The organism is Streptococcus sp. SR1 (genome assembly GCF_000526075.1).
Classification (GTDB): Bacteria; Bacillota; Bacilli; order Lactobacillales; family Streptococcaceae; genus Streptococcus; species Streptococcus halitosis.
Genome location: NZ_JATR01000014.1, coordinates 210686 through 225241 on the forward strand (window position 1 = coordinate 210686; position 14556 = coordinate 225241).

Annotated in this window: 10 protein-coding genes; 9 read left to right on the plus strand and 1 reads right to left on the minus strand. The window is 41.0% G+C overall.

The features are described 5' to 3' along the window. Positions 1 to 6 precede the first annotated feature (6 nt). From HMPREF1518_RS04880 to HMPREF1518_RS04920, 9 genes are all read left to right on the plus strand, one after another. Entirely contained in the window at positions 7 to 744 is a 738-nt protein-coding gene (locus HMPREF1518_RS04880; protein WP_033584528.1) for a response regulator transcription factor, read from the plus strand. Then, positions 741 to 2432: a cache domain-containing sensor histidine kinase gene (locus HMPREF1518_RS04885; protein ID WP_033584529.1), complete on the plus strand. Its 1692-nt coding sequence runs from the start codon at positions 741 to 743 to the stop codon at positions 2430 to 2432. The genes HMPREF1518_RS04880 and HMPREF1518_RS04885 overlap by 4 nt, the downstream gene beginning before the upstream one ends. 109 nt (positions 2433 to 2541) lie before the next feature. Next, positions 2542 to 3105 carry a TIGR01440 family protein gene (locus HMPREF1518_RS04890; protein WP_033584531.1) on the plus strand — a complete coding sequence of 188 codons (564 nt, stop codon included), beginning with the start codon at positions 2542 to 2544 and terminating at the stop codon, positions 3103 to 3105. A gap of 2 nt (positions 3106 to 3107) precedes the next feature. Further along, the gene (locus HMPREF1518_RS04895) at positions 3108 to 9041 is read left to right on the plus strand and encodes a ZmpA/ZmpB/ZmpC family metallo-endopeptidase (RefSeq protein ID WP_033584533.1); all 5934 of its coding nucleotides are present in this window, start codon (positions 3108 to 3110) and stop codon (positions 9039 to 9041) included. Between the two features lie 74 nt (positions 9042 to 9115). Beyond that, positions 9116 to 10837, plus strand: coding sequence for an aminodeoxychorismate synthase component I (gene pabB / locus HMPREF1518_RS04900; RefSeq protein ID WP_033584535.1), 1722 nt, complete (start codon positions 9116 to 9118; stop codon positions 10835 to 10837). Next, positions 10838 to 11455 carry an alpha/beta fold hydrolase gene (locus tag HMPREF1518_RS04905; RefSeq protein ID WP_033584537.1) on the plus strand — a complete coding sequence of 206 codons (618 nt, stop codon included), beginning with the start codon at positions 10838 to 10840 and terminating at the stop codon, positions 11453 to 11455. A 60-nt stretch (positions 11456 to 11515) separates the two neighbouring features. Beyond that, positions 11516 to 12301 carry an excalibur calcium-binding domain-containing protein gene (locus HMPREF1518_RS04910; protein ID WP_081730811.1) on the plus strand — a complete coding sequence of 262 codons (786 nt, stop codon included), beginning with the start codon at positions 11516 to 11518 and terminating at the stop codon, positions 12299 to 12301. A gap of 100 nt (positions 12302 to 12401) precedes the next feature. Then, on the plus strand, positions 12402 to 13361 hold the full coding sequence (locus HMPREF1518_RS04915) for an ROK family glucokinase (RefSeq protein WP_000078551.1): 960 nt from the start codon (positions 12402 to 12404) through the stop codon (positions 13359 to 13361). Positions 13362 to 13458: 97 nt separating this feature from the next. Then, positions 13459 to 14298: a thymidylate synthase gene (locus tag HMPREF1518_RS04920; RefSeq protein ID WP_033584539.1), complete on the plus strand. Its 840-nt coding sequence runs from the start codon at positions 13459 to 13461 to the stop codon at positions 14296 to 14298. Positions 14299 to 14341: 43 nt separating this feature from the next. Here HMPREF1518_RS04920 and HMPREF1518_RS04925 read toward each other — a convergent pair whose 3' ends face one another. Continuing rightward, positions 14342 to 14512 carry a DUF3042 family protein gene (locus HMPREF1518_RS04925; protein WP_001051782.1) on the minus strand — a complete coding sequence of 57 codons (171 nt, stop codon included), beginning with the start codon at positions 14510 to 14512 and terminating at the stop codon, positions 14342 to 14344. Positions 14513 to 14556: the final 44 nt, after the last annotated feature.

The window sequence follows — 14556 nt, forward strand, 5'->3', positions numbered from 1 at the left end:
CCGAGCATGACCTACACAATTTTAATCGTAGAAGATGAATATCTAGTAAGACAAGGATTGACCAAACTGGTCAATGTAGCAGCCTACGATATGGAAATCATCGGTCAGGCTGAAAATGGAAGGCAGGCTTGGGACTTAATTCAAAAGCAGGTGCCAGATATCATTTTAACCGATATCAACATGCCTCAGCTAAATGGCATCCAGTTGGCCAGTCTGGTACGAGAAACCTATCCTCAGGTGCATTTGGTATTTTTGACGGGTTACGATGATTTTGATTATGCCTTGTCTGCTGTCAAACTCGGTGTCGATGACTACCTGCTCAAGCCCTTTTCTCGTCAGGATATCGAGGAAATGTTGGGGAAAATCAAGCAAAAACTAGACAAGGAAGAAAAGGAAGAGCAGTTACAAGATTTATTAACCGATAAGTTTGAGGGAAATCTGGCCCAGAAAATCCAGTCTCATCTGGCTGACAGTCAATTTAGTTTAAAGAGCTTGGCCAGTGATTTGGGCTTTAGCCCAACTTATTTGAGTTCCTTAATTAAGAAAGAGTTGGGCCTGCCTTTTCAGGATTATCTGGTGAGAGAGCGTGTCAAACAAGCCAAGCTCTTGCTTCTGACCACAGATTTAAAGATTTATGAGATAGCCGAAAAGGTTGGTTTTGAAGATATGAACTACTTTACTCAACGTTTTAAACAGATTGCAGGTGTGACACCTCGTCAGTTTAAGAAGGGAGAAGGCAGATGAAGCGTTCTTCTCTTTTAGTCAGAATGGTTATTTCCATCTTTCTGGTCTTTCTCATTCTACTAGCTGTGGTCGGGACTTTCTATTATCAATCTAGTTCATCAGCCATTGAGGCTACTATTGAGGGCAATAGCCAAACAACTATCAGCCAAACTAGCCACTTTATTCAGTCATATATCAAAAAATTAGAAACCACCTCTACCAGTTTAACCCAGCAGAAGGATGTGCTAGCCTATGCTGAGAATCCCAGTCAAGACAAGGTCAAGGGAATCCGAGATCTGTTTTTGACTATCTTAAAGGCAGACCAGGACTTGAAAACGGTGGTACTGGTAACCAAATCCGGTCAGGTTATTTCTACAGATGACAGTGTGCAGATGAAAACTTCCTCAGATATGATGGCTGAGGATTGGTACCAAAAGGCTATTCATCAGGGAGCTAAGCCAGTTTTAACCCCAGCTCGTAAATCAGATAGTCAATGGGTCATTTCTGTTACTCAGGAACTTGTTGATGCAAAGGGGGCCAATCTTGGCGTGCTTCGTTTGGATATTTCTTACGAAACTTTAGAAGCCTATCTCAACCAACTCCAATTGGGTCAGCAGGGTTTTGCCTTTATCATCAATGAAAATCATGAATTTGTCTACCATCCTAAACGTACTGTCTATAGCTCAGCGAGTGAAATGGAGGCCATGAAACCCTACATCGAGACGGGACAGGGCTATACGCTGGATCACCAATCCTATGTCAGTCAGGAAAAGATTGCAGGAACAGATTGGACAGTGCTTGGAGTGTCTTCACTTGAGAAGTTAGACCAGGTTCGGAGTCAGCTCTTGTGGACCTTGCTTGGTGCTAGTGCCTTATCTCTTCTTGCCTGTCTCTGCTTGGTGTGGTTCAGTCTCAAGCGCTGGATTGCCCCTTTGAAGGATTTGAGAGAAACCATGCTGGAAATTGCTTCTGGTACACAAAATCTGCGTGCCAAGGAAGCTGGTGCCTATGAACTGAGAGAAGTGACTCGTCAGTTCAATGCCATGTTGGATCAGATTGATCAGCTGATGGCAGCTATTCGCAGGCAGGAAGAAGCGACCCGGCAGTATGAGCTTCAAGCCTTGTCAAGTCAGATTAACCCCCATTTCCTCTATAACACCTTGGACACTATCATCTGGATGGCTGAATTTCAGGATAGTCAGCGAGTGGTTCAGGTGACCAAGTCTCTGGCAACCTATTTCCGCTTGGCGCTCAATCAAGGAAAGGATTTGATTTCTCTTTCTGATGAAATCAATCATGTCCGCCAGTATCTCTTTATCCAGAAACAACGCTATGGGGATAAGCTGGAGTATGAGATTGATGAAGATTCTGCTTTTGATAACCTGCTCTTGCCTAAACTGGTGCTACAACCCTTGGTAGAAAATGCTCTTTACCATGGCATTAAGGAGAAGGAAGGTCAGGGCCATATTAAACTTTCTGTTCAGAAAAAGGATACAGGACTAGTCATCCGCATTGAGGATGACGGCGTTGGCTTCCAAGCTGCTGGAGACAGTAGTCAGAGTAACCTCAAACGTGGGGGAGTTGGCCTACAAAATGTCGACCAACGACTCAAACTTCATTTTGGAGACAATTACCAGATGAAGATCAATTCTGCACCCGAAAAAGGGACGACAGTCGAAATATACCTCAATAAAATAGCTACCAGCTAGCTCCCAGTCTATTCTGGGAGTTTTGCTTTTAAAATTCAGAATGATTAGTTGGTCTTGATAAAATCAGTAAAAAAAGATATGATAGATAGTGACAAAAGAGGTATCAAGTATGAAGGAAAAAGACATTCAAAGAGCAACAAGCCAGATTGTAGAAGATGTATTAGAAAAGGCCAATTTGAAGCAAGGAGCTATCTTTGTTTTGGGCCTTTCTTCTAGTGAGGTGATAGGTGGTCAGATTGGCAAGGAATCCAGTCAAGAAATTGGGGAAATCATCGTGAAAACCATCCTAGATATCCTAGAGGAAAAAGGAATTCATCTAGCTGTTCAAGGTTGTGAACATGTTAATCGTGCCCTCGTTGTTGAACGTCAGGTGGCAGAGCAGTTTGGTCTGGAAATCGTCAGTGTCCTTCCGACACTTCATGCAGGAGGTTCGGGTCAATTGGCAGCCTTCAAGTTTATGACAGACCCTGTCGAAGTGGAGTTCATCACGGCTCATGCGGGAATTGATATAGGAGATACCGCAATTGGTATGCATGTCAAGCATGTGCAGGTTCCGATTCGACCGGTACTACGGGAGATTGGGCACGCCCATGTAACGGCTTTAGCTAGCCGTCCAAAACTCATCGGTGGTGCGCGTGCACACTATCCGCAAGATTCTATTAGAAAGTCGTGAGAATGAGAAAAACAAAACAACAACTAGAAAAAATCACCAAATATTCGATTCGTAAGCTAACTGTTGGGGTAGGTCCTGTAGCCATCGGGGCCTTCCTTTTTGGTGCTAGTACCTTTTCAGTAGATAAGGTGCAAGCCAATGAAGTTGGCGGAGCTCATAGCGTTCATTACCGTTATCTGGCGGAGCAGGAATTGACTGAGTCTGAAAAAGCCTTGATTCACCATGAGGTTCCAACAGAATTTCAAGATGAAGATATTCTCTATGTAGTTTATCGCAAGAAAGCAACTAACAGTCAACAACTTCCTTACACAGGAAGTAAAGAACTAGCCTTGGCTGGTCTTGGCTTGGCAACAGCCTCACTAGCAGTCTTTTTGGTATCCAAAAAAGGTCGCAAAGAGGTCCTAGGTGTTCTCTTGATTGGTTCTTTGGGAGCTAGCACTTTTGTACCTTATGGGACATTTGCATTTGAAAATAAAGAGTTACTTTCTTATAACCAAACTATTTCTGCATCTACACATGAAGGTTTGTCTGAAGGGATTATCCATATTGATGGCTATGAATACATTGGTTACTTCAAGGAAGCAGAACTCCACCCATCAAGACCAGCTTCAGCTGAGAAGCCTCAGTTGCCAGTAGAAAAGCAAAGTGCAAATGAAATCGAGAAAACAGAAGTAGTTCAAGAAACACCGACTGTTGCGCCAGAAACTGTCGTTGAAAAACCTGTGGCACAAACTTCGGTTGCTCCTGCTGTTGAAGAAACACCAGTTTCTGAGAATCCCCAGATTAGACAGGAAGAGAGCTTGGTTGAGATTCCTTTTGAAACGGTCACAAGCCCAGATGCGAATCTAGCAGAAGGACAGACTCGTATCGTCACAGCCGGAGTAAATGGTCAGCGTCGTCTTGTAACCAAAGTTTCGATGGTCAATGGTCAAGAAGTTAGAGAAGTCATCGAAGACCAAGTATTCCAAAATCCTGTGTCGCAAGTCATTGCAGTCGGAACTAAGAAAGAGGTGCAACCTGCTCCAACTCCAGTACCACAAGCTGAACCAACTCGCCAAGTAGCTAAAGGTACGCAAGAAGAAGGCAAAGAAGGTCAATCTTTAACGCAACCCGAATTACCAGAGGTTACAGTAGAGTCTAAAGGAACTCAAGAGGCAGGTAAAGAAGGTCAATCCTTAACGCAACCATCCTTACCAGAAGCTACGATAGATGCCAAAGGAACTCAAGAATCTGGCAAAGAAGGTCAAGCTTTAACTCAACCTGTATTACCAGATGCTCCAGTAGAAGTAAAAGGTACACAAGAGGAAGGTAAAGAAGGTCAAGCTCTTGTACAAGAACAGTTACCTGAGTACAAAGTAACTGAGGGAACCCTTGTTGAAACATCGACTACAGACCTAGACTACAAAACTGAAACGACTGAGGATCCAACCAAGTATACGGACGAAGAAACTGTCGTAAGAAATGGTGAAAAAGGTAGTCAAGTTACTAAAACAACTTATAAAACAGTAGAAGGTGTTAAAACTGACCAAGTTCTTTCAACTAGCACAGAAGTTACCAAGGAGCCTGTAAACCAACAGGTAAGTCGTGGGACAAAACCAATTGAAGGAACTCTTGTAGAAGAAAGTCTTGAAAAGATTCCATTTAAGGAAGTTGTTAAAGAAGATGACCAACTGAAAAAAGGCTTAGAAGTTGTAGCTCAAGAAGGGAAAGAAGGCCAGAAAAAAATCACCAAGACCTTTAATACCATTAAGGGAGTTAAAACAGAGGACGCTCCAAAAGTTACAGAGGAAATCCTTGAGGCACCTCAAGACAAAATTTTGAAACGTGGTACCAAGACCTTTGAAAAACCAGTATTGACCATCACAGCAGTTGAGCCTAAGGATTTGAAGCGTACTTCAGATGTTAAGTATAGTCTAGAAAATCCAAGTAAGGCAGCCATTAAATCTATTACCTTAACTCTGAAAAAAGGTGATGAGATTGTCAAAACCTTGAATGTTTCACCAGACGACTTGACAACTACCCTGACAGATTTACAGTACTACAAGGATTATAAACTTGAAACGAAGATGGTTTATGACCGTGGTGAGGGTGATGAGGAAGAGGTTCTGAAAGAAGAACCGCTAAGACTTGACCTTAAAAAAGTTGAAATCAAAAACATCAAAGAAACAAGCTTGATGAGTGTGGATGATGCTGGTGTTGAAACAGATAAGAGCTTACTTACTGAAAAACCGACAGACATTGCTCCACTTTACTTACGAGTAACAACTCATGATAATAAGACAACAAGACTTACGGTAAGTTCTGTTGAAGAAGTGGTTGTCGATGGAAAAACATTGTACAAAGTGGTAGCAAAAGCTCCAAACTTAGTTCAACGTAGAGCAGATGATACTTTCAGTGAAGAGTATGTTCATTACTTTGAAAAACAAAAATTAAAAGAAGGTAATGTATATTACAACTTCAATGAGCTTGTAAAAGATATGCAAGCTAACCCAACGGGTGAGTTTAAACTTGGTGCGGATCTTAATGCAGCAAATGTTCCGACTCCGAATAAACAATACGTGACGAACATTTTTAAAGGTAAGTTGTATAGTGAAGGTGATAAACGTTATACCATTCACAATCTAGCTCGACCATTGTTCAACCGTGTTGAAAATGCTCATATTCATGACATCAACTTTGGTAATGTGAATATCAATATGCCGTGGGCTGATAAAACAGCTCCACTTGGAGATATGTTTAAGAACTCAACGATTGAGAATATTAAGGTTACGGGTAATGTGGTTGGTAATAACGACGTTACAGGTATGGTCAACAAACTAGATGAATCCAATATGCGTAATGTAGCCTTTATCGGTAAAATCGAAAGCGTGGGTAACAAAGGTTGGTGGTCTGGTGGGCTTGTAAGTGAAAGCTGGAGAAGCAATGTAGATAGTTCTTATGTTGAAGCTGACATTAAAGCCAATAATGCTAAATTTGGTGGATTGATTGCCAAAGTCAACCATGGTGGAAATCCAAATGATGTTAAACAAAAAGGTCGTTTAACTAAATCTGTGGTCAAAGGGACATTGACACTCAAAACCAACAATCAAAGCGGTGGTTTAATTCACGAAAACTATGACTGGGGTTGGGTTGAAAATAACGTCAGCATGATGAAAGTGACAAATGGTGAAATGATGTATGGTTCAGGGTCAGTTGACTCAGGTGACCCATACTTCGGATTTGATTACTTCAAGAACAATGTGTATGTGAACGATGTTGCATCAGGTAACGTTTCTTATAACCGTTCAAAACAGATTAAGGGTGTCGACCAAGCAGAAGCGGATAAACGGATTGCTTCGTTCAATATCACAGCCGATAAATATGAAATCACACCATATTTGACTGATAAATTAAATCACGTAGCGTATAAAGAAGACACGTACAAAACTACTCAAGATTATAATGCAGAACGTGAACTTGCTTACCGAAATGTTGAAAAACTTCAACCGTTCTACAATAAAGAGTGGATTGTGAATCAAGGTAATAAGACTCCTGAAGGATCTAAATTATTAACTACAGAAGTATTATCTGTGACAGGTATGAAAGATGGGCAATTTGTAACTGACTTGTCAGATGTTGATCATATTATGATTCATTATGCTGATGGTACTAAGGAAGAAAAAGTTGTCACACGTAAAGCTGATTCTCAAGTCCAACAAGTTCGTGAATATAGTATCGAAGGTCTTGGTGACGTCGTTTATACACCGAATATGGTTGTTAAAGATAGAACACAATTAATCAACGATATTAAAGCAAAATTAGCAGGTGTTGAATTGATTTCACCTGAAGTGCGTGCGTTAATGGACAAACGTGGTAAAGCTGAAGAAAATACTGATGGTCGTAAAGATGGTTATATTAAAAATCTATTCCTTGAAGAAAGCTTTGAAGAAACTAAAGCTAATTTGGATAAATTAGTCAAAGCTTTAGCCGAAAACGAAGACCATCAATTGAATAGTGATGAAGCTGCCATGAAAGCTCTTCTTAAAAAAGTAGAAGACAACAAAGCTAAAATTATGATGGCTCTTACTTATTTAAATCGTTATTATGGATTTAAATACAATGATATGAGCATTAAAGACCTTATGATGTTCAAGCCTGATTTTTATGGTAAGAACGTTAGCGTTATCGATAGATTGATTCAAATTGGTTCACGTGAACATTTCTTGAAAGGAGACCGAACTCAAGCTGCTTATCGTGATGTGATTGCGGGAGCAACAGGTAAAGGTAATTTAAATGACTTCTTAACATATAACATGAAACTCTTTACAGAAGATACTGATATGAATGTATGGTATAAGAAAGCTATTTCTCATACTAACTATGTAGTTGAGAAACAATCATCTAACCCTGATTTTGCTAATAAGAAATATCACTTATATGAAAACTTAAATAACGGCGAGCATGGTCGATACATTTTACCACTTCTGAATACTAAGAAGGCTCACATGTTCTTAATTTCAACGTACAATACGCTAGCGTTTAGTGCATTTGAGAAATATGGTAAGAATACAGAATCTGAACGTGAAGCGTTTAAGAAAGAAATCGATTTACGTGCACAAGAGCAAATTAATTACTTAGACTTCTGGTCAAGACTTGCTGCTGATAATGTACGTAATCAATTGTTGAAATCTGAAAATATGGTTCCATCAGCAATTTGGGATAACCAAGATGTTCCAGGTAATGGATGGGCTGACCGAATGGGTCATAATAAGAATGGTGACTATGCTCCAGTTCGTGAGTTCTATGGACCTACAGGTAAATGGCACGGATATAACGGTATGGGTGCGTATGCTTATATCTTCTCTAATCCACAAAACTCAGAAGCTGTATACTACATCATTTCTAGTATGATTAGTGATTATGGTACATCTGCATTCACTCACGAAACAACTCATATCAATGACCGTATGGCCTATTTAGGAACATGGCGTCATCGTGAAGGAACAGATATTGAATCATTTGCTCAAGGTATGCTACAATCACCATCTCTTACAAACTATAATGGTGAATATGGTTCACTTGGATTGAATATGGCGTACGAACGTAAAAATGACGGTACACAAATTTATAACTATGATCCTAATATGTTAAGTAGTCGTGAGAAGATTGATCACTACATGAAGAACTATAACGAATCAATGATGATGCTTGATTACTTAGAAGCAGAATCTGTCATCAAGAAAAATACTGGAACTAACGATAAGTGGTTCAAGAAAATCGATAAGAAATATCGCGAAAAAGCTAGCTATAATAAGTTAGAAGGTGCACCACACCAATGGGATTTAGTTCGCGATTTAAATGATGATGAGAAGAGTATGAAACTGACAGCTATTGATCAACTTGTAGATAACAACTTCGCTACTAAACACGGGCTACCAGGTAATGGTCATTACCGTACTGAAGGATTCGATTCTGCTTATACTGTTGTGAATATGATGACTGGTATTTACGGTGGTAACACAAGTAAGAGTACGGCTGGCTCAATCTCATTCAAACACAATACATTCCGTATGTGGGGCTACTACGGTTACCTTGATGGATTCTTAGGGTATGCATCTAACAAGTATAAACAAGAATCTAAAGCAGCCGGTAACGTAGGTCTAGGTGATAACTTTATCATCCAAAAAGTTTCTAAAGGTAGATTTAATACATTAGAAGAGTGGAAGAAAGAATGGTATAAAGAAGTCAGAGCTAAAGCTGAGAAAGGTTTTGTAGAAATTGAAATTGATGGTCAAAAGATTTCAACATATGAAAAACTTCAAGAGCTATTCGATGCTGCAGTTGAAAAAGACCTTCAAGGTAATAAATTTGATAATACAGTGAATCTTAAATGGAAAGTTTACAAACAACTCTTGCAGAAATCAGACGGATTTACTGGAGATTTATTCACTAAATAGTAGATAGGACTAGTAAAATGAAAAAAGGTAGATCAGCTTTGTCTGTATCTGCCTTTTTGTGCTATACTTAAGATATGCATAGAAAAACAGTGATTGATTTTAAAGCTTTGGGCGAGAGATACATCTTTACCCAGCCGATCAAAGAGTTAAAAACGAGAGATTTAGCAGAAGTGACGGACCTGCTGGCACAAGTGGAAAGCTACCAAGAGCAAGGCTATTATGTCGTGGGCTATGTCAGTTACGAGGCCGCACCTGCTTTTGAGGAAAAACTAGCAGTTCACAAGGTTCCTCTACTGGGCGAGTATTTGCTTTACTTTACCGTTCACGATAGGGTGGAAACATCCCCTATTCCTCTGACTTATGGGGAAGTAGATTTGCCTTCAAAGTGGCGGGAACAAACATCTGCAGAGGACTATGAAAAGGCGATTGCCCAAATTCACCATCATTTGCGTCAGGGGGACACCTACCAGGTAAATTACACTGTCCAACTCAAGCAGGACTTAAGTGCCAATCCTTTTGCTATCTACAATCGCATGGTGGTAGAACAAGAGGCGGGCTACAATGCCTATGTTGAACATGATGAGATGGCAGTGATTTCCATGAGTCCAGAGCTCTTTTTTGAGCAAAATGACCGAGAATTAACGACTCGCCCGATGAAGGGAACAACCCAGCGGGGAGTGACTGATCAAGAAGACCTTGCCCAAGCTAGCTGGCTAGAACAGGATCCTAAAAATCGCTCTGAAAATATGATGATTGTGGATCTCTTGCGCAACGATATGAACCGTATTTCTGAAGTTGGCAGTGAGCACGTGGAGCGTCTTTGCCAAGTGGAACAGTATTCGACCGTTTGGCAGATGACTTCGACCATCAAGAGCCAGTTGCGACCGGATGTGGACCTTGTTGAAATCTTCCGTTCGCTTTTTCCTTGTGGTTCCATAACGGGTGCACCCAAAATTGCGACCATGGAAATTATCAAGAACTTGGAGCCCCAACCCAGAGGAGTTTACTGTGGAACGATTGGTCTCTTACTTCCAAATGGGCGACGAATTTTCAATGTTGCCATTCGGACCATTCAACTCTACAAGAGTCAAGCCATCTATGGAGTTGGCGGAGGGATTACTTGGGATAGTACTTGGGAATCTGAATACCGTGAGGTTCATCAAAAGGCGGCTGTTCTCTATCGTAAACAAGCTCGTTTCCAATTGATTACAACTGGTAGAATCAGCCAAAAACAACTGTTGTTTGAAGATCAACATTTGGAAAGACTGACAAAGGCGAGTCGTTATTTTGCCTATCCTTTTGATCCAGAAGAACTGAGACAAAAGATAGAGGAAGAGTGTCAAGCTTGTGATTCCCACCAAGACTACCGTTTGCGAATTAGTCTCAGCAAGTCTGGAGAGATGAAACTCAGTCGCCAAATCTTAACACCTCTCAGTCCAAGTTTCTGCAAAGCCAAACTTTGTCTGCAAGAAGCAGATTTGAATCAATCATTTACCTACTTTAAAACAACTCATAGACCACACTTAAGTCTAGGTAAACAGGAAATCATTTACCATAATGCAGCAGGGGAGCTTTTGGAAACGTCTATCGGGAATTTGGTTCTGAAAATTGACGGGAAGCTCTACACACCGCCTATCAATCTTGGCATCTTGTCAGGAATCTATCGTCAGCATTTGCTAGGAAAAGGACAGGTAGAAGAGAAAATTCTGACTTTGGCAGACTTGAACCAAGCAGAAGCTGTCTATGGCTGTAATGCAGTCAGAGGCTTGTATGAGTTGTTATTGAAGGAGAAATAAATGAAATTGATATTTTTACATGGCTTAGGTCAGACGGCCACAAGCTGGAAGGAAGTTCAGGATCTACTTGCCAATTATCCTTCTGAGGCCCTTGAATTGTTTCCTACGGGGGTTGGGTCTTATAAGGAAGCCAAAAAACGGATAGCTAAATACCTATCAGAGGAGAAGAAACCTTTTGTTTTAATCGGTTTATCCCTCGGTGCTACTCTTGCACTAGAGCTTTCAAGTTACGATTTGCCAAATCTTCAAGGTTTAGTCTTGTCAGGCTGTCCAGTGAAACTAGCAGGTAATATCTTGTTTAGAATCCAGTTGATGATTTTTAAACTACTTCCAAAAAGTTTTTTTGAAAAGCAGGGAGCAGACAAAGCTCTCATGGTTGGTGTTTCTGAGGAATTGAAAACACTTGATTTAACCCAAGTAGCACAGAATTGTTACTATCCAACCTTGCTAATTTGTGGTAGCCAAGACAAGCCTAATCTCAGTTCTATGAGAGGCCTTCATCAATTGATGTCAGATTCTAAGTTGCAGATTATTCCTGACGGTCCTTACACACTGAACACTGACAAACCGAAGGAGTTTGCAGAAAAGACTAGAAGTTTTCTTGAATTGCTGGAATAAGTCTGGTAAAATAAAAGCGAAAACGGTATCAAAAAAGGAGAGAATAATGAAAAAAAAGTTTTGCTAAAAGTGGCTTTTGCTGCCCTTCTAGTTTGGGGACTATTTACCGAACCAGTTACTGCAGAGGAAAATATTCATTTTTCTAGTTGTAGAGAAGCATGGGAAAATGGTTACTCTGATATTCATAGAGGAGAACCAGGTTACTCTTCTAAACTAGATCGTGATGGTGATGGGATAGCTTGTGAACGTGCCAATGCACCTCGGGGAGTCTTTAAACCACGCCAGTCGGGTTCGCAATCCAATGTCACAGCTAGCGGATGGGTCAAACAGGACGGTTATTGGTATTATTTTGCTGAAAATGGGCATGCAGTTAGGAATGCTTGGCAAGGTAGCTATTACCTTAAGTCAGATGGCAAGATGGCAGCCAGCGAGTGGATTTATGATGCTAGCTATCAATCTTGGTACTATCTAAAATCCGACGGTTATTATGCGAGAAGTACTTGGCAGGGGAGCTACTACCTTAAATTAAATGGTAAGATGGCAGCAGGTGAATGGCTATATGATTCCTATTATCAATCGTGGTATTATCTAAAAGAGGACGGAGCTTACGCCCGCAACGCTTGGCAAGGAAGCTATTATCTCAAGTCGAATGGTAAGATGGCAGCAAGTGAATGGGTTTATGACACCAGTTATCAAGCATGGTACTACCTAAAATCAGATGGTTCATACGCTCGTAATACTTGGCAAGGGAATTACTATTTGAAATCAGATGGTAAAATGGCAAAGAATGAGCGAGTTGATGGTGGCAGATACTACGTAGATGGTTCTGGCCTTTGGAAACAATAAATCAGAATAATTTCTAGGAAGTTAATGCAAACCTTTGCACAAAACAGACGATTTTGTTATACTATATCTGTAAGCATTTTCAATTAAAAAGGAGAAGACGATGAGTCAAAAGATTATTGGGATTGACCTTGGTGGAACATCTATCAAGTTTGCAATTTTAACTCAAGAGGGAGAAATCCAAGAAAAATGGTCTATCAAGACCAATATTTTGGACGAAGGAAGCCATATTGTAGATGATATGATTGAGTCTATTCAGCATCGTTTGGACTTGCTTGGATTGTCAGCTACGGATTTCCGAGGGATTGGAATGGGATCACCTGGTGTGGTTGACCGTGAGAAAGGGACTGTTATCGGTGCCTACAATCTAAACTGGAAAACCCTTCAACCGATTAAAGAAAAGATTGAAAAAGCCTTGGGTATTCCATTCTTCATTGATAATGATGCCAACGTTGCTGCTCTTGGTGAGCGCTGGATGGGTGCTGGTGAAAACCAACCAGACGTTGTCTTTATGACACTTGGTACCGGTGTTGGTGGTGGTATCGTGGCAGAAGGCAAACTGCTTCACGGTGTTGCTGGTGCTGCCGGTGAGCTAGGTCACATCACTGTTGACTTTGACCAACCAATCGCATGTACCTGTGGTAAAAAAGGCTGTCTTGAGACAGTTGCTTCAGCAACAGGGATTGTCAACTTGACTCGTCGTTACGCTGATGAATATGAAGGCGATGCAGCCTTGAAACGCTTGATTGACGACGGTGAAGAAGTAACTGCTAAAACTGTCTTCGACCTTGCAAAAGAAGGAGACGACCTTGCCTTGATCGTTTACCGTAACTTCTCACGTTACTTGGGAATCGCTTGTGCCAACATCGGCTCAATCCTCAACCCTTCAACTATCGTTATCGGTGGTGGTGTGTCAGCTGCGGGAGAATTCCTTCTACAAGGTGTTCAAAAGGTTTATGACGAAAATACCTTCCCACAAGTACGCACATCAACTAAATTGGCTCTTGCAACTCTAGGAAATGACGCTGGAGTTATCGGAGCAGCATCACTTGTATTGCAATAGGATTATAAAAGGAGAAAAACACTACTTTAAAGCCAGTGATTTTCCTCCTTTCTTTTTTTATGCTATACTAGTTAGGAAATAAATGAGGTGAGAGTAAATGACAAAAGCAGATACAATTTTTAAAGAAAATATTGAACGAATCCTCAAAGACGGTGTCTTTTCTGAACAAGCACGTCCTAAGTACAAGGACGGGACCATTGCTAACTCTAAGTATGTGACTGGTGCTTTTGCAGAGTATGACTTGGCCAAGGGGGAATTCCCCATTACAACCTTGCGTCCCATTGCAATCAAATCCGCCATCAAAGAAGTCCTCTGGATTTACCAGGATCAGTCTAATAGCCTAGAAGTTCTCAATGACAAGTACAATGTCCACTACTGGAATGACTGGGAAGTGGGAGATACGGGAACCATCGGTGAGCGCTATGGTGCGGTCGTTAAGAAGCACGATATCATTAACAAGATACTCAAGCAGTTGGAAGCCAATCCTTGGAATCGTCGCAATATCATCTCACTCTGGGATTACCAAGCATTTGAGGAGACAGACGGCCTCCTTCCATGCGCCTTTCAGACCATGTTTGATGTCCGTCGCGTTGATGGGGAAATCTATCTGGATGCGACCTTGACCCAGCGTTCTAACGATATGTTGGTGGCCCACCACATTAACGCTATGCAGTACGTGGCTCTTCAAATGATGATTGCCAAGCATTTTGGATGGAAGGTTGGAAAGTTTTTCTATTTTATCAACAACCTTCATATCTATGATAATCAGTTTGAACAAGCAGAGGAATTGCTCCGTCGTGAGCCGTCAAACTGCCAACCACGCTTGGTTTTAAATGTTCCTGATAGAACCAATTTCTTTGATATCAAAGCGGAAGATTTTGAGTTGGTTGACTATGATCCAGTCAAGCCACAACTGAAGTTTGATCTAGCTATTTAAGAAAATAAAAAAGAAGTTGAGATTGCTCAACTTCTTTTGTTGCTTAATGTGATACGCGGCGGCGAGCTGCTTTTTTGCGGTTTTCTTCGATGAAAGCTGCTTTTTGCTCTTCTGGCTCAATCACTTTCTTTTTAATTGCGTATACTGCACCTGCAACGGCAGCGACAGTGCCTGCGACACCTGTTACAAGACCTTTAGCGAATCCTTTAGCCATGAGTCTTCCTCCTTTATCTTCCCGAACAGTCAGGCTCCTCAAGA

What these genes read in the sequence shown, in the direction of transcription:
- HMPREF1518_RS04885 (WP_033584529.1), top strand. Translation starts at nt 741, where the DNA reads ATGAAGCGTTCTTCTCTTTTAGTCAGAATGGTTATTTCCATCTTTCTG.
- HMPREF1518_RS04920 (WP_033584539.1), top strand. Translation starts at nt 13,459, where the DNA reads ATGACAAAAGCAGATACAATTTTTAAAGAAAATATTGAACGAATCCTC.
- HMPREF1518_RS04890 (WP_033584531.1), top strand. Translation starts at nt 2,542, where the DNA reads ATGAAGGAAAAAGACATTCAAAGAGCAACAAGCCAGATTGTAGAAGAT.
- pabB (WP_033584535.1), top strand. Translation starts at nt 9,116, where the DNA reads ATGCATAGAAAAACAGTGATTGATTTTAAAGCTTTGGGCGAGAGATAC.
- HMPREF1518_RS04915 (WP_000078551.1), top strand. Translation starts at nt 12,402, where the DNA reads ATGAGTCAAAAGATTATTGGGATTGACCTTGGTGGAACATCTATCAAG.
- HMPREF1518_RS04895 (WP_033584533.1), top strand. Translation starts at nt 3,108, where the DNA reads ATGAGAAAAACAAAACAACAACTAGAAAAAATCACCAAATATTCGATT.
- HMPREF1518_RS04880 (WP_033584528.1), top strand. Translation starts at nt 7, where the DNA reads ATGACCTACACAATTTTAATCGTAGAAGATGAATATCTAGTAAGACAA.
- HMPREF1518_RS04925 (WP_001051782.1), bottom strand. Translation starts at nt 14,512, where the DNA reads ATGGCTAAAGGATTCGCTAAAGGTCTTGTAACAGGTGTCGCAGGCACT.
- HMPREF1518_RS04905 (WP_033584537.1), top strand. Translation starts at nt 10,838, where the DNA reads ATGAAATTGATATTTTTACATGGCTTAGGTCAGACGGCCACAAGCTGG.